Origin of the sequence: Serratia sp. root2 (genome assembly GCF_031931805.1) — a bacterium.
In the GTDB taxonomy this organism is placed as follows: domain Bacteria; phylum Pseudomonadota; class Gammaproteobacteria; order Enterobacterales; family Enterobacteriaceae; genus Serratia; species Serratia inhibens.
Genome location: NZ_JAUJXB010000001.1, coordinates 1,122,547 through 1,144,089 on the forward strand (window position 1 = coordinate 1,122,547; position 21,543 = coordinate 1,144,089).

Sequence of the window (21,543 nt, forward strand, 5' to 3'; positions counted from 1 at the left end):
GCGCGGTTCATCACCGCGCCCGTTCCGATTAGCCGACTTGCCGGAATACCTGGCTCATGCTTTCGGTATCCGGTGCATGTCCGGTATACAGCTGAAACGCCAGCGCAGCCTGATGCACCACCATGCCGTCGCCCACGATGGCCCGGCAGCCTTTTGCGCGGGCCTTTTTCACCAACTCGGTTTCCCGGGGAACATAAATCACGTCCGCCAACCAGTGGCGCGGTTGCAGCCAGTCGATATCCACCGGCATACCCGGGTGGCCGGTCATGCCGATCGGCGTGGCCTGTACCAGACCGTCGCTGTCGGCCAACGCCCCAGCCACGTCTTCCGTCACGCCGATCCGCCGTTCGCCAAAGTGCCGGGCCAACCGTTGTTGCAGGCTGTGACTACGCGCCGGATCCCTATCGTGCAACATCAAATGACCGACTCCGTGCGCCAATAGGCCATAAGCCACCGCATAGCCCGCGCCGCCTGCGCCCACCTGAACCACGCGATTGATATTTTCGCCGGCCAGCCCTTGGTTAAAGTGGGTGATAAACCCGTCGCAGTCGGTATTGTGACCTATGCGTTTGCCATCGTGAAACAGTACGGTATTGACTGCGCCAATGGCGCTGGCCTGAGGCGACAACTCATCCAGCCAGGGAATGACCTGTTGCTTGAACGGATGCGTGATATTGCAGCCGGTGAAACCCAACTGCGCCAGGCTGTCGAGTACCTCAGGCAGGCGGTCGTCAGCCCAGCCGCGCTGGGTGAAATCGAGCAGTTGATAGGCGCAACGCAGACCTTGCCGACGGGCCTCCTGCTCATACAGCTGCGGTGACAGCGAACCCTGAATGCCCTGACCCAGCAGGGCGAGCAAATAGAGCGGGGGGCGTTGTTCATTATTCTTCATGGTTTCTCCGGGGTCAGGGCTTGGTGCCGTGGGTCACGACATGAAGAAAAAATGAACCATTTGGTACTTTATGTAAACCGGCTATTTTCGATTTGTGATCGGCATCATGCTGGCCGAATGTTAAGCAATGTGCGGGTGTTGGCATCGTCATAATGATCCTCCTCACACTTCGACAACATTATTTTTCGCCGCTGCGCTGGCGTTTCACCCGGCAATAAGGTTATTAATTATATTAGTTTTCAGCGTTTTGTATTATCGGCTCTCGGTAGAGCGGTGTTTTAACATGGCGACAAACGTACCAATGGGTTCGATAACCGCCCAGATTATCGATACCCTCCGTTGCCGACTCGCTTGAGAGTTCTTACATTGGAAGTGCGATATTTGAATGTTGGTGCGATTATCGAACATTTGCATTCATTTGCGCCTGTAGCCCTGGTGGCCGTAAAGCGAATAACACAGCGACGCGGAGACAGTCCCGACGCTTATAACGACATTTGCGGCCTGAGCCGACTGTACGGAGGAAGACATTGTGGCTTCAAACGAAATTGATGTTCGCACACTGATTAACGATCGCCCGTTATCCGGGTATCAAAAATTGATCGTTTTGCTTGGATTTATCGTTATTGCACTGGACGGTTTCGACATTACCCTGATGGGCTTTATCGCGCCGGAGCTGAAAAGCGAGTGGGGCGTTGGCAATCATCAGCTTGGCATGGTGATCAGTGCGGCGTTGATCGGCCTGACGATAGGTGCGTTGCTGTCCGGGCCGCTGGCGGATTGGATGGGCCGTAGGGTGATTATCATCAACAGCGTGTTCTTTTTTGGTTTGTGGACGCTGATCACCGCATTTTCGCACAATATCGAGCAAATGATTTTCTTCCGCTTCATGACCGGGCTGGGGCTGGGGGCGGCGATGCCGAACGTCGGCACCCTGATATCCGAATATGCGCCGGAAAAGAAACGGTCGTTCATTATCACCGTGGTGTTCTGCGGATTTACCTTCGGCGCTGCGCTGGGGGGCTTCGCCGCCTCATGGATTATTCCGCAGATGGGCTGGCATGCGCTGCTGCTGCTGGGGGGCATACTGCCGTTGCTTAGCGTGCCGCTGCTGCTCGCCAAGCTGCCGGAATCGGTGCGATTCCTGGTGACCAAGCGCGCCAGCCCTGAACGCATTGGCAAAATTGTGGAAAAACTGGCACCGGGGAGTACCGACGCCAACACGCGCTACACGTTGCCGCCGCTGGTTGCCCCCGGTAAAGGCTCGATGCAGATTGTGGTGTCGCCTCAGTACCGTTTTGGCAGCATCATGCTATGGCTGGGGTATTTTATGGCGCTGTTCCTGGTTTATCTGCTGGGCAGCTGGCTGCCGACGCTGGTGAAAGGCATTGGGATGAGTGTGGCGCAAGCGGCGGTGATTACGGCGTTGTATCAGGCCGGCGGCACCGCAGGCTCGCTGTTTGCCGGCTGGCTGATGGATCGGGTTAATCCCCACAGGGCGCTGGGTGTGATCTACCTGCTGGGCGCCTGTTTCACTGTGATGATAGGGTTGGCTTCTCACAGCAGCGTGATGCTCGGCGTGCTGGCGTTGGCCTGCGGTTTTTGCCTGAACGGCGCCAATACCGGCATGAATGCACTGTCGGCGCACTATTACCCGACCGAGGCGCGGGCGACCGGGTCCAGTTGGATGCATGGCGTCGGGCGCATTGGCGCTATCCTCAGCGCCTTTGCCGGCGCAGAGATGCTGGCACTGGGCTGGGGGTTCGAACGTATCTTTGCCATTATCGCCATTCCAGCGGTGATCACCGCCTGCGCCATTTTCCTTAAGGGTGTCCGGGGTTATAACCGCCAGGCTCAGTTGCCCACAGGCGAAATCGCCAAAAGCATTTGATCGTTGAGGTCGCGCGCCGGTTAATCAGGCCGGTGCGCAGCTGAAAACGCATGTTTCATCAATGTTAAACAGCTCACAGAACTCAATTCCTCAGACCTCGCAAAAAAACCATTCATTGCATTGAAAATTAAAAATTTATTTAAACGTTAACGTTTTCTCGTTCGGTAATCGCACGCTAATTAATTTAACAATATTGAAACTTATTGTCGGCGGTGTTTTGATTTGAAAGTCGATTAACGAACCAAGTTCCGATAATCGCACAATTAGCGGGTGTGCCAGCGTCGTGTCTGGCCGTTCCCGCCAGGCTTATTGCGCCAGGCCAACTTAGGAAACGCCCAATGTCCGATCACAACACCTTAGAGATTCAGTCGTTTATCAATGACAAACCCTTTTCCCGTTATCAGTGGATGATCCTGATACTGTGCTTTTTAACGGTGGCGCTGGACGGATTCGATACGGCGATCATCGGTTTTATCGCCACTTCGCTGGTGCAGGACTGGGGGATTGAGAAGACTTCGCTGGGGCCGGTGATGAGTGCCGCACTGGTGGGGTTGGCGGTGGGCGCGCTGACCGCCGGGCCTTTGGCGGACCGCATTGGCCGCAAAAAGGTGCTGGTGATGTCGCTGATCCTGTTTGGCGGTTTCAGCTTGCTGACGGCATTTGCCACCACCTTGCCCATGTTGACGTTGCTGCGTTTTTTAACCGGGTTGGGGCTGGGGGCAGCGATGCCGAATGCCGCCACTCTGATGTCGGAATATGCGCCCGAACGTAAACGCGCACTGCTGGTGAACCTGATGTTCTGCGGTTTCCCGCTCGGTTCCTCACTGGGCGGTTTCGTTTCCGCCTGGTTGATCCCGCATTTTGGCTGGCAGAGCGTGATGGTGCTGGGCGGCGTAATGCCGCTGCTGCTGGCGGTGGTGCTGATTGTCGCCTTGCCGGAATCCGCCCGTTTCATGGTGGTGCGCGGTTACCCGCGTGAGCGCATCGCTGCAGTGCTCAAGCGCATAGCACCGTTCGATTTGACGGAATCGCTGCGTTTTACCCTGAGTGAAAGCGGCCAGGTGAAGGCGAAATCGGCGCTGGGCGTGATTTTCTCTCAGCGCTATCTGATGGGCACGCTGATGCTGTGCCTGACCTACTTTATGGGCCTGATGATTTTCTACCTGCTGACCAGCTGGTTGCCGCTATTGATCCGCGAAACCGGCGCCTCCATCCGCCAGGCTTCGCTGATTACTGCGCTGTTTCCTCTGGGCGGCGGCATTGGCGTGTTGATTATCGGTTGGCTGATGGACCGGATGAACCCGCACAAGGTGGTGGCGGTGGGGTATCTGCTGACCGGGCTGTTTGTCTGCGCGATTGGCTATGTTTATACCCACCCGATACTGATGGCGGTGACGGTATTCATCGCCGGCACCTGCATGAACGGGGCGCAGTCCTCAATGCCGGCGCTGGCCGCCGGTTTCTATCCTACCCAAGGGCGGGCAACCGGCGTGGCCTGGATGCTGGGGTTGGGGCGTTTTGGCGGCATCCTTGGCGCCATGAGCGGCGGGTTGCTGATGCAAATGCAGTTGTCGTTCAGCACCATTTTTACCCTGTTGGCTATTCCGGCGCTGGTTGCTGCACTGGCGTTGATGATCAAACATTTTTCGTCCCGAACGCCGGCGCTGCCCGGCTCGCTCAACAAAGCGCTATAAGGAGATAAGCATGCGTACACAGGTTGCCATTATCGGCGCAGGCCCGGCCGGATTGATGTTGTCGCACCTGCTGCATTTGCAGGGTATTGAGTCCGTGGTGTTGGAGACGCGCAGCCAACAGGCGGTGGAATCCACTATTCGTGCCGGGGTGCTCGAACAAGGTACGGTAGATCTGCTCAATCAAACAGGTCTTGGCGAGCGTATGCGCAGGGAAGGCGCGCAGCACCACGGCATTCGGCTGGCGTTTGGCGGCCAACAGCACCGGATAGATCTCACCGAACTCACTGACCGGGCGATCACCGTTTATGCCCAGCACGAGGTGTTGAAGGATATGATCGCCGTACGGCAAGCGGCGCAGGCCCAGCTCTATTTTGAGGTTGAGCAGGTGTCATTACAGGCGCTGGACAGCGAACGGCCGCAGGTTCACTACCGCCACGCCGGCGAACAGCGGCAGCTAAGCTGCGATTTCGTTATCGGTTGCGACGGTTTTCACGGTATCAGCCGCGCAGCGATGCCCGGTGGGTTGCGCCAGGATTACACCCGGATCTATCCCTTCGGCTGGTTCGGCATTCTGGTGGAGGCGCCACCGTCCAGCGATGAGTTAATTTACGCCCGACACGCACGCGGCTTTGCGCTGATCAGCACCCGTTCGGCGGGCGTGCAGCGGATGTATTTCCAGTGCGATCCGGCGGAAAACGTCGACCAATGGTCGGACGATCGCATCTGGAACGAACTGGAAACCCGGCTGGAAAATCACGACGGCTGGTCGCTGAAAAAGGGGCGTATTTTCCAGAAAAACGTGGTCGGCATGCGCAGCTTTGTCACCGAGCCCATGCGCTGCAAGCGCCTGCTGCTGGCGGGGGATGCAGCGCATATCGTGCCGCCGACCGGCGCCAAGGGGCTGAATCTGGCGATGGCGGACGTCTGCCTGCTGTCGCAAGCGCTGGAGGCGTTTTATCTGCGCAAAAGCTGGCGGCGGCTGGACAGCTACAGCGACGATGCCCTCAAACGGGTATGGCGCGCCGAGCATTTTTCCTGGTGGATGACCAATATGCTGCATACCCATCCTGACGGCAGCCCATTCCAGCAGCGGCTGCAGCTGTCAGAATTGCAATATACGGTGAAGTCGCGCAGCGCCATGACGGTACTGGCGGAAAATTACGTTGGCTCGCCTTTTCAGATGAACTGACCCCAACCGGGATCACAAAAAACGCAGCCGGCAGCAGAAAGATGTTCAATGTTTCGATTATCGCCCAAAGCAGCGTTTATCGCTCTTGCACCCGGCCTTGGGTCGCGCCATCATCGGAAAAAGCCCCTTTAAGCTCGGAGAATTTATGGAATTACTGACGCCGTTGTTGCGGTCTTCAGCGGTTAGCGAATGTTTCAGCGATGCCGCCACTTTGCAGGGCATGCTGGATTTCGAAGCCGCGCTGGCCACAGCGCAGGCCGGGCTGGGCATCATTCCATCAGACGCCGCGCAACACATCGCCGCCTGTTGCCACAGTCATTCAGTAGACAGCGCCGCGCTGGCGCAGGCGGCGGCGCAGGCCGGCAATCTGGCTATTCCGCTGGTAAAGCAACTCACGGCGTTGGTCGCACAGCGCGATACCGGTGCCGCACGCTTTGTTCACTGGGGAGCGACCAGCCAGGACGCTATCGACAGCGGTTTGATGCTGCAACTGCGGCAGGCTATCGCCCTCACGCAAGAGGATCTGAACCGGTTGATGGCGGCGCTGGTGCAACAAATTACTCTGCATCAGGATTGCGTGCTGGTTGGGCGCACCTGGATGCAGCACGCACTGCCGACCACGCTGGGGCTAAAGCTGGCCGGCTCGCTGGATGCTTTGCTGCGCTACCGTCAACGGCTGGATGAAATGCGCTCTCGGGTGCTGGCGCTGCAACTGGGCGGCGCGGCGGGGACGCTGGCGTCACTGCGCGGGGAAGGCGATCTGCTGGTGACGGCCCTGGCCGAGCGGTTGCAACTGAGCGCAGCGGATACGCCCTGGCACAGCCAGCGCGATCGTCTGCTGGAGATTGCCGGTTGGTATGCCGGTTTAACCGGTACGTTGGGAAAACTGGCACGGGACATCTCCTTATTGATGCAAACCGAAGTGGCGGAGGTTGCCGAACCGGAGGCAGAAGGGCGCGGCGGTTCTTCCACCATGCCACATAAACGCAATCCGGTGGCCTGCGCGGCGATCCTCGCGGCGGCCAACCGGGTTCCGGCGCTGGTCGGCGGGTTGTATGCCGCTATGGTGCAGGAACATGAACGCGGACTGGGGGGGTGGCACGCCGAATGGGAAAGCCTGCCAGAGTTGGTGATGTTGGCGACGGGCGCATTGCACACGGCGGGCGATCTGATCGCCGGTTTGCAGGTGTTCCCGCAGCAGATGCAACATAACCTGAAGTTAACCGGCGGGTTGATCATGGCCGAGTCCGTTACCATGGCGCTGGGCGAGGCTATCGGCCGCCAGCAGGCGCATCAGCTTATTGAAAAGCAGTGCCATCTGGCGCTGGCGCAGCAGCGCACCTTGCACGACGTTTTGCTGGAAGACAGCAGGGTAATGGCGCATTTAACCCCAGAGCGGCTGGCTGTGTTGCTGGATCCGCAGCATTACCTCGGCAGCGCGCAGGCATTTACTCAACGGGTGCTGGATCAGGCATCCCGGTTAACCGCAGGAGCAAAAAGGCATGAATGATGAACAACGTTATCAGCAGGGCATCGAGGTACGGCGGGCGGTGCTGGGGGATGCCCACGTAGACCGCAGTCTTGACCGGCTCAACCCGCTAAACGAAGAGTTTCAGCACTTTATCAGCCGCTACGCCTGGGGGGAGATCTGGACCCGACCGGGGCTGGCGCGCCACACCCGCAGCCTGATTACCATTGCCATGTTGATCGCCCTCAACCGCGAAGCCGAGCTGCGCATGCACCTGAAAGCGGCAGCAAATAATGGCGTGACCCGCGAGGAGATCAAAGAGGTGTTGATGCAAAGCGCGCTGTATTGCGGCCTGCCGGCGGCAAACTCGGCATTCCATCTGGCGGAGGAGGTTTTCGCTGAACAGGATCGCGAAGCGGACTAAGCGGAACCTGTGGCGTTGGCGACGCGGCGCACGGTGGCGATAAACGCCAGCGCCGCATCGCTCAGCTCGCCGTCATTACGGCTCAAAATGCCTACCGCCTCCTCCATGCCCTGGGTGGGCAGCGGCAGGGGGATAAGCTGCCCGGCAGCAATATCGGCTTTAACTGCGCTGGAAGGGACAAACCACACATAGTCAAATTGCAACGTCATTTGGCGCGCCAAAGAGGCGGACAGCGTTTCGATATACTGGCCGGGCAGGCTGAACCCCTGGGTGGATAACAGGTTCTCGGTATTGTGGCGCGGCACCGTGCCTTTGGGCGACAAAATGGCCGGATAGCTCAGTGCCTGCTCGAGGGTGACGGTCTCACTCAACAGCGGGTGCCCCGGGCGCGTCACCATCAGCAATGATTCCAGCAGCAACAGTTCGAAGGCAATCCCGCTCATCATTTCCGGTTCGGCCATGCGGCCAATCGCCACGTCGATGTCGCCCGCTTTGAGCTGCGTCAGCAATTCGGTATTTTTGGCGGTAACAACCTGAATTCGTGAATAAGGGCGCGCCTGCTGATACTGGCCGATGGACTGCGGCAACATGCCCAGCGCGGTGGTCGGCAATGCGCCGATACGCAGCACCCGCGCCGGTGCGTCGTCCATCCTGTCCAGCGCGTGCCCGGCGGCGGTCAGCGCCTCCAGCACCCGCGTGGCATACCCCAAAAACTGTTCGCCTTGTTCGGTCAAGCGGGTTCCCTGCCTGCTGCGCACCAGCAGGCGGTTGCCGGTCAGGGCTTCCAGTTCACTCAGCGTTTTCGACAGTGCCGGCTGGCTCAGGCTCAGTTTGTCGGCGGCACGGCTCAGCGAGCGCTCCTGCGCTACCGCGACAAACCCGTTGATGTGGCGCAAGCGCATGCGCTGCATAAATAAATTGGCTTTTTTCATGCCCCAGTGTAGGGAGTTTTCCCCAGCGGCAACAAGTGACGGCGGCCGCATATTTGCACTGGCGTGCAGATTTTTTGCGGCCGCGGCGGTGGCGGGAACTACAGGTCGAAGAACACCGTTTCGCGATCGCCCTGAATAACAATGTCAAAACGATACACCAGTTCGTCGCCGCGGCGCTCGGGGTGAGCAATCAGCGTTTTGCGGCGTACCTCCAGTTCGATCAGATTCAGCACCGGATCTTGCCGGTTGGCGGCATCTTCGTCGGCAAAATACATCCGGGTATGCAGCCCAAGATTGATACCGCGCGCGACGATCCACAAGTTAACGTGCGGTGCCATCAGGCGGCCGTCACGTCCACAAACGGCACCTGGTTTGACGGTTTCAAAGCGATAGTGGCCGGTTTCGAAATCCGAACAACCGCGGCCCCAACCGCGAAAAGCGCTGTCCAGCGGCTTGTCGTGCTGTTGATCTCCTGGGTGGTTGTAGCGGCCATGCGTATTGGCCTGCCAGATTTCCAGCAGCACATCGCGGATCGGCGAGCCGCTGCCGTCGAATACCCGGCCTTCGATAGTGATGCGCTCACCCTGAGTTTCCGGCTGAGTCAGGATGTGGTTGAAGTTGTTTTCGAAGATGTCGAAGCCGGCGGCAAAGGGGGCCAGGCCGATGTGCACATAAGGCCCGGCGGTTTGCGACGGCGTTTCCGGCAGATACTGTTGCGGCATTATGCTTTCCCCTGCAGACGGTTTTCAAACAGCGTAGCGCGATGGCCTCGCAGCACCAGATCGAAGCGGTAAGCCAGGCTGTCCAGTTGAATCGAGGCGGTTTTATCCAACCCGGCGATCAGCGAGCGTACCGCATCGTCATTTTTGATGGCGCGGACTATTGGGCAACTGGCAATCAGCGGATCGCCCTCAAAATACATTTGGGTGATCAGCCGCTGGGCGAAGGCGTCGCCGGACAGCGAGAAATGAATATGGGCGGGGCGCCAGTCGTTGACCTGGTTGCGCCACGGATAGGGGCCGGGCTTGATGGTGCGGAAGAAGTAATAGCCGTTATCGTCGGTCAGCATACGGCCGCAACCGCCGAAATTAGGGTCTATCGGTGCCAGATACTGATCCTTTTTATGGCGGTAACGCCCGCCGGCGTTGGCTTGCCACACTTCTACCAGCGCATTGCGCAGCGGCAGGCCGTTCTCGTCGCGCACATAGCCGTGCACGATGATACGCTCGCCGATAGGCAGACCCTGTTTGGCGTAATTAAGGATAAGATCGTTATCCAGCGCCCCCAATTCATGCTGGCCGAACACCGGGCCGGTGATTTCTGATAGTGAATTTTGCAGCGAGATCAATGCGTTCTTCGGCGAGCGCAGTACGCTGGTTTTATATTCCGGCACCAGCGCCGGCGGGTGCCGATCGTAGTTGCGATGGTAAAGTTCATTTATCTGGCTCATGCGGAAATCCTCATGGCATAGGCAGGATACAAAGGGCTGATCTGTTTTGTCGTTATGTCAGCGCGAAGGGGAGAAACCCTGTCCCCACACTGAGTCTACGCAAGCCGAAGTGTTACGATAAAGTGAAATCTAGCGGTGTTTTACATAACCTGAGGTTATATAAAGAAAGCAGGTAAACACCTTACTCCGCGGAGATATCAAGAGGAAAGGGAACTCGGACGTCGGTCACGGTTGTTTACTTCACGTGTTGACATTTTATTTGCGGTCGCTGATATTTCAACTTCGATAATGATAACTATTATCAATTAATTTAATGGCAATAGACGATAATGTCCGCTCACGTAAATAAGAGTGATTCGGTGAGTAGTATGTGAATTTTCGAGGCTGACAATGAATGGATGCATCAAGAAGTCAATGGGTTATGCATTTACATTATTTACGTGTATCTGCACGATTAAATATATAAACACACTGAATGGTTTAGACGGGTTTGTGACTTTTGTTTTAATGCTTTTCGTATCAATGTTGATTGGCGTTTTGATTGTTTTTATTGAGCGAGTGAGAATGTCAAAGGTCCAATAAAAATGAGCCACATTGCCGTGGCTCATTCGCGTTTTGATAAGAAAAAACCGTGATTTTTAAAGCTGTTCGCCGTTGCTGGCGATCACGTTGCGGTACCAGTCAAAGCTCTTTTTGCGCGAACGCTCGAGGGTGCCGGTGCCGTCGTCATGCTTGTCCACATAGATAAAGCCATAACGCTTGCCGTACTCGCCGGTAGTGAAGGACACGCAGTCGATACAGCCCCACGGGGTGTAACCGATCAGATCTACGCCGTCTTCGATCACCGCTTTCTTCATCTGCTCGATATGCGCGCTCAGGTAGTCGATGCGGTAATCGTCGTTGATTTGGCCGTCGGCTTCTACTTTGTCAAAGGCGCCAAAACCGTTCTCAACGATAAACAGCGGTTTCTGGTAGCGTTCATACAACACGTTCAGCGAATAACGCAGCCCAACCGGGTCAATCTGCCAGCCCCAATCGGAGGCTTTAACGTGCGGGTTCGGCACGTTGCCCGGGAAGCCGAACATGGCGTCGCTGCTGCTTGGCGCATCCGCCTGCAGGGCGTTGCTCATGTAGTAGCTGAAACCGATGTAGTCTGCGCAACCTTCACGCAGGGTTTGCTCGTCCTGCGGCTGCATTTCAATCTGGAAGCCCTTGCGCTGCCAGTCGCGCAGCAGGTAAGACGGGTAGTAACCGCGTACCTGTACGTCGGTGAACAGGTAACGCTGGTGCATCGCCTCGACGCTGTACATAACGTCGTCGGGCTTGCAGGAGAACGGATAGAAGGGCACGCAGGCCAGCATGCAGCCGATCTTGAATTCCGGGTTAATCTGGTGACCGAGTTTCACGACCTGCGCACTGGCGACGAACTGATGGTGCAATACCTGATACAGCGTTTGCTCCGGGTTCTGTTCTTCGCTGTACACCACACCCGAGCAACAGTAGCCAAACAGCGGATACTGGTAGTTGCTCTGGTTGTTGATCTCGTTAAAGGTCATCCAGTATTTCACTTTGTGCTGATAGCGGCGCAATACCACTTCGCTGAAACGCACGAAGAAATCCACCACCTTGCGGTTTTTCCAGCCGCCGTATTCCTTCACCAGATGATAAGGCATTTCAAAGTGGGACAGGGTGATCACCGGCTGAATGTTGTATTTCAGCAGTTCATCGAACAGGTCGTCGTAGAATTGCAGGCCGGCTTCGTTCGGTTCCAACTCATCCCCTTTAGGGAAGATGCGCGTCCAGGCTATTGAAGTGCGGAAGCATTTGAAGCCCATTTCGGCAAACAGCGCCACGTCCTGCTTATAGCGGCCGTAAAAATCCACGGCTTCGTGGTTAGGGTAGCTATAACCTTCCAGCACGCCGTCGGTCATCACGCGATCCACACCGTGTGAACCGCCCGACAATACATCGGCAATGCTTGGGCCTTTACCGCCCTGATCCCAACCGCCTTCAACCTGGTGCGCGGCGACGGCGCCCCCCCACAGAAAATCTTTCGGTAACTGTTGCTGTTTCATTGTTGGATTCTCATTCGTTTATTAATGAAAGGCTATACGCAAAATAATTGGAGTTGCATCACGGCGGCAAGACCGTAAATCCCCAGGGGCTTAGTAAGCTAAGTGAGTGGGGTGCGCGGGCGCGGCCAACACAGATGCAGCTTCAAGTATGAAGGGTATATTTTGTTAGCGTCTGAGAATAGAGTAACAAGTTGGAATTAAAAGTCACGATATAACAAATCGCCGCTTCGGTAACTTGTCACATTAAAAAAACAGGCTGTTTTATTTTGCGGCGTTAATATTCCCCAGCCGCTTGCCGATGGTTTCAATAATGTAAATGACCGGGATCTGGGTGGTAATATTATGTTGACCGGCAATGAGCTGTTGGGGGACGTGATAGGAGAGGTTGAAGTCCGCTATTTTGGCCAACGACGAGGTTTCGTTGTTGGTGATGCTGACAATCTTGCAGTGATGCAGGCTGAACTGGCTGGCGAGACGCAGGATCTCTTCGGTTTCGCCGGAAACCGAAAGCATAATCGCCACCGCGCTTTTATACATATCGCTGTTTATTGGGTAATAAGGATCGTCAATATGGGTGCTGAATTTCCCGACGTTGGAAAAGAAACGCGCACCGTATCTGCCCAACGCGCCCGAGGTGCTTACGCCGACGAAAATAATGCGTTCCGCCGCGGCGATATGCTGCACCGCCTGATCGATTTGCTGATTAAACTCGTCGTTGTTGATGCTTTTAAAAAAGCTGATGATCTCGCTGGTGCCAAAATCCATCGGCATCACTTCCGCCTGTTCCAGATACAGCTTGAAACGGATACGAAATTCGGAATACCCCTCGCACCCCATTTTCTTGCAAAAGCGCAACACGGTGGTGGTAGACACCCCGGCGGCCTCGGCCAGTTCGCGGATCGTCATGTACATCACCGGGTTCTTGTTTTTGATGACGTAGTTATAAACCATCATTTCCAGCGCGTTGAGTTCGGCGATTGCTTTATGGGTAAACATAGACTTATCCGGCTAGTGGCAACAGAGCTTAATCAGCGGGCTAACATAACAAATTTTGCCGTTGCCCGCTCGTGGTTTCCGTTGCTTTTCAGGCGCGTTTAGCCTTATCCAGCAGGGCGTCATGCCCCGGTTCGGACCCGGTCAGATCGCACTCCTTCGGCAGCCGCCAGGCGATGATGCCGGCGATAATCAGCGAGACGGCCAGCCCGCAGACGGCGACGTTCTGGCCGTACAGATAAATCATCACGCCGACCAGATAAGGCCCGCAGAAACCGCCCAGATTGCCCAGGCCGTTGATCACGCCGCGCGCGCCGCCGGCCACTTCCGCCGAGGCAATGCGGCCAGGCATCGACCAGAACGGGCTGGTGGCGGCCTTGAGGAAGAATCCGCAGACCACCAGGGCGATATAGGCTGCCACCAGGTTATGGCGCAGTACCACCGAGGCCAACAGCGCGGCGGCGAAGCAGAACAGTGAAACCATCACCCACAGGCGACGCTTGCCGGTTTTGTCGGTGAGTACCGAAATCAGGTAAATCCCCAGCAGCGTGGCGACGAAGGGCAAAATGGCCAGAAACCCGACCGAAGCCATATTGCCGCCGGTGAGATTTTTCAGGATGGTGGGGAGCCACAGGGTGTAGCCGTAATCGCCGGTTTGATAAAAGAAGTTCAGCAGCACCAGCTTCATCAGCCCTTTATTGCGAAACACATCTCTTAATGGAGCATTACTGACCGGCTGCGTTTTGCTGCGTGCCTGGCGTTCACGCGCCAATTCGGTTATCAGGTATTCACGCTCGCGGGCCGGTAACCAACGCGCTTCCTGCGGACGATCGCTGATCAACAGCCACCACACGGCCAACACCAGCAGCGACAGCAATCCTTCGAGAATAAACAGCCAGCGCCAGTCGAGCTGATTGATGATGGCACCGGAAATCGGTGCGGTAAGCATGCCGCCAAGAGGGGCGAACATCATGACGAAAGCGTTGGCGCGCCCCAGTTCTTTCTCCGGGAACCAGTTGCTGATCATGGTCAGCACCACCGGCAGCATGCCCCCTTCGGAAATGCCCAGAACAAAGCGCAGCACCAGCAGTTGATAGTGGTTGGTGACAAATCCGGTGGCTACCGACACCACCGCCCACGCGCACAAAGACCAGGCGATAAAACGTTTGCCGCTGCCGTTGACCGCGATGCGCCCACCGGGCACCTGCAAAAACAGGTAACCGATAAAGAAAATGCCGCTGGCCAGACCGGCCATCTGGCTGGTGATGCCTAAATCACTTTCCATGCCACCGGGCAGCGCAAAACTGATATTAACCCGGTCCATAAAAGAAATAATGCAGGCGATCAGGATCGGGGCAATAACCCGCAGCCAGCGGGTGTTGGGGATTTTATTATCCATAGCGATCTCTCTTTGCGGGCACAGGGTATACCCGTCGCCTTTCAAGCCGCAGCGTTGTTGGCTGCAGCGTGAAATTCATAGGGTATAAATAAGGTTCTGTCGTTCAAAATGAGTAAAACCTGTTAATTATTCGATAGCGTTGGGCAGAGGCTGGTGCCTGAAATAGGCACTGACGTTGGCGAACACGATATCGCTCATCTTTTGCCGGGTTTCGTGCGTGCCACTGGCGACGTGGGGTTGCAGCACCACGTTGTTCATGCCAATCAATGCGGTGGGGACTCGTGGCTCGTCGGCGTAGACATCCAGTCCGGCACCTGCGATGGCGCCGCTTTGCAGGGCATCGATCAGATCCTGCTCATTAACGATGCTGCCGCGGGCAATGTTAATCACCAGCGCGTGCGGCGGCAGAGCGTCGAAGATCCTCTTGTCCACCAGGCCGATGCTGTCTTTTCCGCCGGAAATGGCGATAACAAAGAAGTCGCTTTCCCGCGCCAGGGAGAGGGGATCAGGGAAGTAGGCATAGGGTAATGCGCCATCCTGTTGGTGACTGGCGTATTGAATCCGCATGTTGAAAGCGGCAGCTCGCCGGGCAATGGCGCGGCCGATGTTGCCCATGCCAAAAATGCCGAGGCGCTTGCCGCTGACCTGCACCGACAGGCCCGGCGCTTCCTGCAGCCAGCGGCCTTCACGCACAAAGCGGTCGTAGTGGCACAGCTGGCGCGCGGTTGCCAACAGCAGCCCCAGCGCCATATCCGCCACGTCTTCCGTCAGTGCGCCGGAGGTGATAGTGACCGCGATGCCGCGCTGCCGGGTATAGCTCAGGTCAATGGCGTCGGTACCCACGCCGAAAACGGCAATCAGCCCCAGATTCGGCAATTGTTCCAGTACCGACGTAGCAGCCCCAACGTCGCCACGGGTGACCAATGCGGTGAGGTTTCCGCCGTTGGCTGCCAGGAAAGCGGCAGGATCGGCCTGTTCGTAGAGACGGTGTACGACAAAATTGGCCTCAAGGCGGGCAAGCAGGCTGTCCATTAGCGGAGCGATTAACAACACGTCATTGGGGGTATCAGTCATCATTTTTACCTGTTCAGAAAACATCATGGCTTGGTTGCTGTTATCAAAGCGGTTTTCAGACGGCGGTTTTGCGACAGATATCACGCTGAAGAGTGTTAACAAACTGTGTTACCGGTAATGTGATCGACGGGAGAAAACAGGTAACAGCGCGCTGTAACATAGCTGCGCAAAAAATCGAAATTCATAAGCCAATAATTGGTTTTCATTAGCCTGATTTTAGCTAAGTCGGGCTAGATGCTTTTACTATAAGCCCTAATGAAAAGTTATTTATTGCTGGTCGGAAAGGGTAATAAATTGAAGTTAATGAAAGAAAACAACCCTACTGAAAAAAAGAAAACATGCTGGAGGTGAATATGTCCTATGCATCTGCACAAAGGTTTAAAACTCATTCCAACGCGAATGCGGATAACCCAGGCAGGGATAACCGCGTAGCCCAAAATGCCGCCGTCTTCGAGCGCGATCTGACGCCGGAGGCCAGTTGGCAATTACTTAACAGCGGGGCGGCGGTGTTGGTGGATATCCGTACTCCGGAGGAGCGAAAAACCTTTGGCTACGTTGAACAATCCGTACTGGTTCCCTGGCTAACCGGTTCGAATAAAATCCGCAACCCGCGTTTTTTCCTCGAGTTAAGCAAAGTCGTCGACAAACAACAGCAGGTCATCTTGCTGTGCCAAACCGGCAAACGCTCTGCCGATGCGGTGCTGGCCGCCCTTAAAGCCGGTTATGCGCAGGCTTACGGGGTGCAAGGCGGGGTTGAGGGCGCACGACATTTGCCCTGGCTAAAGACAGCCTGACGGCGCTCGAACCGAGTGGGTCATTGGGCGTCATCACATAAACAGAGGGAATTATGACTCGCTTTTCACAGCCGCAAGAAAATACCAACTGGCAACTTGCCGATATCGTTAATGAGCTGCGCTCAGCGCGGCTGTCCTGGCGCGAACGCAGCGGCCAGGCGTCGCTTTCCGGGCAAAAGGAGCTGCCGTCGAAAAGTGTGGTCGGCGAAATAACCGAATCGCTGCGGGCGATTTTATTCCCGATGCGATTGGGACCGGACGATCTGCGTCATGAAAGCGAAGACTACTTCGTCGGTCATGCGCTGGATGCGGTGCTGAATGCGCTGTTGATACAGGTGCGCCTTGCCCTGGGGTTTAGCCGTTCCGAGGGCGAAGACGCCGGGCAAGGGAACTCGCTCAATACGCAGGCGGTGACGCTGGTGCGGCAGTTCGCCACCGTGCTGCCGGCCATTCGCCGCCGGTTGGACAGCGATATTCTGGCCGCTTATCACGGCGATCCTTCCGCTCGCAGCGTAGACGAGGTGTTACTGTGTTTCCCCGGCGTCAACGCCATTATCCACCACCGACTGGCGCACTATTTCTATCTCGCGGGCGTTCCTTTGCTGGCGCGCATCATCGCCGAAAAGGCTCACGGTGAAACCGGTATCGATATTCATCCCGGCGCGCAAATCGATGACGGATTTTTTATCGATCACGGCACTGGCGTAGTGATTGGCGAAACCGCCATTATCGGCAAGCGGGTCCGTCTCTATCAGGCGGTGACGTTGGGTGCCAAACGCTTTGTCACCGAGGAGTCCGGCATTCTGCAAAAAGGGCAGCCACGCCATCCGATTATTGAAGACGATGTGGTGATCTACGCCGGTGCCACTTTGCTGGGCAGAATTACCATTGGCAAGGGCTCTTCCATTGGCGGCAACGTCTGGCTGACGCGCAGCGTCAAACCGGGCAGTAATATTCGCCAGGCAAATATCCAGAGCGACAGTCATGAATTTGGCTCAGGTATTTAATCTGGCGCATTTCAACTCTGTTAATAACCCGCAGTGAGGTCTGCGAAACGAAATAAATAAATCGATATTTTATTTAACGCGCTATTTAACCGGTAATTATTAATTATTTATCACCAGCCTATTTTTTCAGGAGAAACAACCATGTCCCAACAAAATGACGCCCGGCTTGCATTAGGCGATAATGCAGCACGGCAATTGGCTAACGCGACGAAAACCGTCCCGCAATTATCCATTATCACCCCGCGTTGGTTAGTGCATTTGCTGCAATGGACACCGGTCGAGGCAGGGATATTCCGCCTTAACAAGGTCAAGAACCCGTTAAATGTTCAGGTTGCCTGCTCGCAGCGCGATGAAGGGTTATTACCGCAGACCTATGTGGATTACGAAGAGGCGCCGCGCGAGTATTTTCTCAATGCCGTTACCACCATTCTGGACGTGCATACCCGTGTCTCCGATTTGTACAGCAGCCCGCACGATCAAATTCGCGAACAGCTGCGTCTGACCATTGAAACCATTAAAGAGCGCCAGGAAAACGAACTGATCAACAACCCTGAGTACGGTTTATTGGCCAGCGTCGATGATGCCCAGCGTATTTCAACGCTGACCGGTGCGCCGACGCCGGACGATCTGGACGAGTTGATCACCAAAGTATGGAAAGAACCCGGTTTCTTCCTGGCCCATCCGTTAGCCATCGCCGCCTTTGGCCGCGAGTGCACCCGCCGTGGCGTGCCGCCGCCAACCGTCAGTCTGTTCGGTTCGCAGTTTCTCACCTGGCGTGGCTTGCCGCTGATCCCATCGGATAAGCTGCCCATCGACGAAGAAGGCAAAACCAAGATTATCCTGCTGCGTACCGGGGAAAAACGTCAGGGCGTCATTGGCCTTTACCAGCCGGGCGTCGCCGGTGAGCAAAGCCCAGGGCTGTCGGTGCGCTTTATGGGGATTAACCGCAATGCGATAGCCTCCTACCTGATCTCCCTTTACTGCTCATTGGCGGTTCTGACTGAAGATGCCGTTGCCGTTTTAGACGATGTTGATGTGAGCAAATATCATGACTATCCAGACAGTTACAAGTAGTTCATTGCCTCACGAGGCGCAGCCGCCAGCCGGTTTGCCGGACGTTAACGCGCTGGCTAACCTGGCTAATCAGATCTTCAGTGCCTTGCCTGGGCGTGAGGCCGGTGCCGGGCTGCAACCGGCCGCAGGCAGCGAACGCGCCACGACGGTGTTGTCACAGACCTCTACGCCGGTTCTAGAGCCGGCACTGGCTACTGATGGCCTGGAGGCGCAAACGTTGTCCGGTTGGCAGCAGGGCGCAGAGCGGCAGGCCTTTCTGGCTCCGCCAACGCTGCCTCAGCCGCGGGATCCGGCGGCGACGGCGGGGTTCTATTTTCTGAGCGAAAATCAGGCCCGTGAAAAAGGCTTGCCGCCGGATACCGGGCTGGACGGCCTGGCGAACCAGGCGCTGACCGGTCAGGATCATCTTAGCGACCAACCTTTTGCAGGAGCGGTCAACGGCGGGTTGGAGTCGGTTATCGGATCGCTGTTTCCTGCCGTTACGGCACCGGTTAGCGGCGTAGCGCAAGATGCGACCAGCGGGCAGTATTATTTCCTGGAGCACGGGCAGCCTCGGCGAGAAACGGCGCCGCAGCAACGGCCGCGCAGCAGTTTTGATGTGCATGCCGTACGCCGCGACTTTCCCATTCTTTCGGAACGGGTTAACGGCAAACCTCTGGTGTGGTTGGATAACGCCGCCACCACCCATAAACCGCAGGTGGTTATCGATCGGCTGGCGTATTTCTACGCCCATGAAAACTCGAATATCCACCGTGCGGCGCATGAGCTGGCCGCTAGGGCAACGGATGCCTATGAAGGGGCCAGAAACAGCGTCGCCCGTTTTCTGGGAGCCAAATCATCGGCGGAAATTATCTTTACCCGAGGCGCAACGGAAGCCATTAACCTGATTGCCAATACCTTTGGCCGCCAACACATCGGCGAGGGCGATGAAATCGTGGTTTCGCAGTTGGAACACCACGCCAACATCGTGCCCTGGCAGCAGCTTGCCGCCAGCGTGGGGGCCAAAATTCGGGTGATCCCGGTTGATGACAGCGGACAGATTCTGCTGGATGAATACCGCAAACTCTTGTCGCCGCGTACCCGTTTGGTGTCGATCACCCAGGTATCCAATGCGCTGGGCACGGTGACGCCGGTCGAGCAGGTGATTGCGCTGGCTCATCAGGCCGGCGCGCGGGTGTTGGTGGATGGCGCACAGGCGGTATCGCACCTGAAGGTTAACGTGCAGGCGCTGGATGCGGATTTTTACGTGTTCTCCGGCCACAAGGTGTTTGGCCCAACCGGCATCGGCGCGGTGTACGGCAAGGCGGAGCTGCTGGAAACCCTGCCGCCGTGGCAGGGTGGCGGCAATATGATTGCCGATGTCACCTTTGAGAAAACGCTGTACCAGCCGGCACCGGCCAGGTTTGAAGCCGGCACCGGCAACATTGCCGACGCGGTGGGATTGGGGGCGGCGTTGGACTACGTCGAACGCCTGGGGCTCGATAACATCAACCGTTACGAGCATGAATTGCTGGAGTATGCCACCGGGCAGTTGATCCGTATTCCCGGCCTGCGCCTGATTGGCACCGCAGCCAACAAGGCCAGCGTGCTGTCGTTTGTGCTGAGCGGCTACCGTACCGAAGAAGTGGGCAACGCGCTTAACCGTGGAGGCATTGCGGTGCGTTCCGGCCATCACTGTGCCCAACCGATCCTGCGGCGCTTTGGCGTCGAAGCGACGGTACGGCCATCGCTGGCGTTTTACAATACCTACGAGGAAGTGGATCTTTTGGCGGCCACCTTGCGCAAACTGGTAAAAGGGCGCTGAATAGCTGCGTTTAATACCGCGACACCCCAAGCTTGATACGGATGGGGAGCATGCAGGTTAGCCGACCGTTGAGCGCATAGACGCGCGATACGAGCCTCCATGGACGGATTCACGGCGTGTCGGCGCTCTGCATGCTCTTCACCTGCAGCACTATTAGGCCAAGACGCGATAACCCACCCGGCGCAGAGCACTCTGCGCCGGGTTTTTTATGCCCTCAGAGGGCCAATACCACAAAAAGAAAAGCCGCACATAAGTGCGGCCAAAAATAAGTTCGCGACGAACGAAACAAGGACAAAAACTCCGGTAGACAGGCCCTGAAAGAAAATGCTTCCAGAGACATATCCTGATAATAATGAAAATATCGCCGCAGGTTAAATGCCGAATATCGCTTTGCTTAGCTGAATTAATACAAAGGTATTCAGCAGGTTACTTATCTTCAGACCAGCGTGCGGCGCTGACGTCCACCTTGACCGGCAGCAGGCCAATCGCGGTGAACTTGTCGGCTAATTGCTGCTGTTCGGCAAATACCGCCGGCGTCATGCGTTGACTGCCGAACGGCATGCGGGCGAGGGCTCTGGCCCAAATTGGCTGCGCCAACCCGGTGCTTTGCGACAGGATCTTCGCCGCTTCGTCCTGATGGGCATTGGCCCAGGCACTCAGTTCACTTAGCTGGTCGATCACCAATTTGGCGCTGTCCGGGTAGGTTTCGGCAAAGTGGCGGCTGGCGAGATAGAAGGTATAGTGCGGCACCAGACCTTCGGCATCCTTCAGCAGGCGGGCGTTGGCGTGGGTTTCCACCTCGGCGTAGTAAGGGTCCCAAATCACCCAGGCGTCTACGCTGCCGCGTTGGAAGGCGGCGCGGGCGTCACTCGGCGGCAAATACACCGGCGTCACGTCTTTGTAGCTCAGCCCGGCCTGTTCAAGCGCGCTGATCAACAGATAGTTGACGTCGGAGCCTTTGTTCAGCGCAACGCGTTTGCCTTTGAGGTCGGCAACGGTTTTGATCGGCGAATCCTGCGGCACCACGATGGCTTCGGTTTTCGGGCTGGCCGGCGAATGCCCCAGATAAATCAAATCGGCTTTGGCAGCCTGAGCAAAGGCCGGTGGCGCATCGCCGGTCGCCGCAAGATCAATGCTGCCGACGTTCAGCCCTTCGAGCATTTGCGGCCCGGCGGGAAACTCAATCCAGTGCACGTTGATGCCCTGGGGCGTCAGGGTTTTCTCCAGCGTACCGCGATATTTCAGCAGGGCGAAGATATTGGCTTTCTGGTAACCAATGGTGATTTGCTGCGGTTTTTCCTGCGCCGCAACGGTCGGCAGGGCGAATGTCCCCAACAGCAGCGAAGCGGCGATCAGCGAGGCTTTCAGTTTTTTCATTACGCATAT

Annotated in this window: 18 protein-coding genes; 9 read left to right on the forward strand and 9 right to left on the reverse strand. The window is 56.6% G+C overall.

Annotation, left to right across the window (positions count from 1 at the left end; all coding sequences use genetic code 11):
• Positions 1-28 precede the first annotated feature (28 nt).
• Positions 29-892, reverse strand: a complete 864-nt coding sequence (locus QZQ97_RS05260) for a shikimate dehydrogenase (protein ID WP_311992556.1) — start codon at positions 890-892, stop codon at positions 29-31.
• A gap of 526 nt (positions 893-1,418) precedes the next feature.
• On the opposite strand from QZQ97_RS05260, the gene QZQ97_RS05265 reads away from it, so the two are divergent.
• The 5 genes from QZQ97_RS05265 (at position 1,419) to pcaC (ending at position 7,555) form a co-directional block, all read left to right on the forward strand.
• Positions 1,419-2,780, forward strand: coding sequence for an MFS transporter (locus tag QZQ97_RS05265; RefSeq protein WP_442995187.1), 1,362 nt, complete (start codon positions 1,419-1,421; stop codon positions 2,778-2,780).
• A 338-nt stretch (positions 2,781-3,118) separates the two neighbouring features.
• Positions 3,119-4,474 (forward strand): MFS transporter, encoded by a 1,356-nt coding sequence (locus QZQ97_RS05270; protein ID WP_311992558.1) that lies wholly within the window; start codon positions 3,119-3,121, stop codon positions 4,472-4,474.
• Between the two features lie 10 nt (positions 4,475-4,484).
• Positions 4,485-5,663, forward strand: a complete 1,179-nt coding sequence (locus tag QZQ97_RS05275; protein ID WP_311992559.1) for a 4-hydroxybenzoate 3-monooxygenase — start codon at positions 4,485-4,487, stop codon at positions 5,661-5,663.
• Positions 5,664-5,808: 145 nt separating this feature from the next.
• Positions 5,809-7,173, forward strand: coding sequence for a 3-carboxy-cis,cis-muconate cycloisomerase (locus tag QZQ97_RS05280; protein ID WP_311992560.1), 1,365 nt, complete (start codon positions 5,809-5,811; stop codon positions 7,171-7,173).
• A complete protein-coding gene (pcaC, locus tag QZQ97_RS05285; RefSeq protein WP_311992561.1) occupies positions 7,166-7,555 on the forward strand; it encodes a 4-carboxymuconolactone decarboxylase in 390 nt (129 codons plus the stop codon). The genes QZQ97_RS05280 and pcaC overlap by 8 nt, the downstream gene beginning before the upstream one ends.
• Here pcaC and QZQ97_RS05290 read toward each other — a convergent pair.
• From QZQ97_RS05290 to QZQ97_RS05320, 7 genes are all read right to left on the reverse strand, one after another.
• On the reverse strand, positions 7,552-8,487 hold the full coding sequence (locus QZQ97_RS05290) for a LysR substrate-binding domain-containing protein (RefSeq protein ID WP_311992562.1): 936 nt from the start codon (positions 8,485-8,487) through the stop codon (positions 7,552-7,554). The genes pcaC and QZQ97_RS05290 overlap by 4 nt on opposite strands.
• Before the next feature lie 98 nt (positions 8,488-8,585).
• Positions 8,586-9,209, reverse strand: coding sequence for a protocatechuate 3,4-dioxygenase subunit alpha (gene pcaG, locus QZQ97_RS05295; RefSeq protein ID WP_311992563.1), 624 nt, complete (start codon positions 9,207-9,209; stop codon positions 8,586-8,588).
• The gene (gene pcaH / locus QZQ97_RS05300; RefSeq protein WP_063199531.1) at positions 9,209-9,937 is read right to left on the reverse strand and encodes a protocatechuate 3,4-dioxygenase subunit beta; all 729 of its coding nucleotides are present in this window, start codon (positions 9,935-9,937) and stop codon (positions 9,209-9,211) included. The genes pcaG and pcaH overlap by 1 nt, the downstream gene beginning before the upstream one ends.
• 638 nt (positions 9,938-10,575) lie before the next feature.
• Positions 10,576-12,012 (reverse strand): 6-phospho-beta-glucosidase, encoded by a 1,437-nt coding sequence (locus QZQ97_RS05305; RefSeq protein WP_311992565.1) that lies wholly within the window; start codon positions 12,010-12,012, stop codon positions 10,576-10,578.
• A 261-nt stretch (positions 12,013-12,273) separates the two neighbouring features.
• Positions 12,274-13,008, reverse strand: coding sequence for a MurR/RpiR family transcriptional regulator (locus tag QZQ97_RS05310; RefSeq protein WP_006321961.1), 735 nt, complete (start codon positions 13,006-13,008; stop codon positions 12,274-12,276).
• An 88-nt stretch (positions 13,009-13,096) separates the two neighbouring features.
• On the reverse strand, positions 13,097-14,404 hold the full coding sequence (locus QZQ97_RS05315) for an MFS transporter (RefSeq protein ID WP_311992566.1): 1,308 nt from the start codon (positions 14,402-14,404) through the stop codon (positions 13,097-13,099).
• Between the two features lie 126 nt (positions 14,405-14,530).
• Positions 14,531-15,481 carry a 2-hydroxyacid dehydrogenase gene (locus QZQ97_RS05320; protein ID WP_311992567.1) on the reverse strand — a complete coding sequence of 317 codons (951 nt, stop codon included), beginning with the start codon at positions 15,479-15,481 and terminating at the stop codon, positions 14,531-14,533.
• Between the two features lie 350 nt (positions 15,482-15,831).
• Here QZQ97_RS05320 and QZQ97_RS05325 point away from each other — a divergent pair, with 350 nt between their 5' ends.
• The 4 genes from QZQ97_RS05325 to QZQ97_RS05340 all read left to right on the forward strand — a co-directional run bounded on the left by QZQ97_RS05325 (position 15,832) and on the right by QZQ97_RS05340 (position 20,157).
• Positions 15,832-16,272 carry a rhodanese-like domain-containing protein gene (locus QZQ97_RS05325; protein ID WP_311992568.1) on the forward strand — a complete coding sequence of 147 codons (441 nt, stop codon included), beginning with the start codon at positions 15,832-15,834 and terminating at the stop codon, positions 16,270-16,272.
• A gap of 53 nt (positions 16,273-16,325) precedes the next feature.
• Complete coding sequence (gene epsC / locus QZQ97_RS05330) at positions 16,326-17,279, forward strand: serine O-acetyltransferase EpsC (protein WP_311992569.1); 954 nt, start codon at positions 16,326-16,328, stop codon at positions 17,277-17,279.
• Between the two features lie 141 nt (positions 17,280-17,420).
• Positions 17,421-18,353, forward strand: a complete 933-nt coding sequence (locus QZQ97_RS05335; protein ID WP_311992570.1) for a family 2A encapsulin nanocompartment shell protein — start codon at positions 17,421-17,423, stop codon at positions 18,351-18,353.
• On the forward strand, positions 18,328-20,157 hold the full coding sequence (locus QZQ97_RS05340) for a family 2A encapsulin nanocompartment cargo protein cysteine desulfurase (RefSeq protein WP_311992571.1): 1,830 nt from the start codon (positions 18,328-18,330) through the stop codon (positions 20,155-20,157). Before QZQ97_RS05335 ends, QZQ97_RS05340 begins: the two co-directional genes overlap by 26 nt.
• A 426-nt stretch (positions 20,158-20,583) precedes the next feature.
• On the opposite strand, the gene QZQ97_RS05345 is transcribed toward QZQ97_RS05340, so the two are convergent.
• Positions 20,584-21,534: a sulfonate ABC transporter substrate-binding protein gene (locus tag QZQ97_RS05345; protein ID WP_311992572.1), complete on the reverse strand. Its 951-nt coding sequence runs from the start codon at positions 21,532-21,534 to the stop codon at positions 20,584-20,586.
• Positions 21,535-21,543 lie beyond the last annotated feature (9 nt).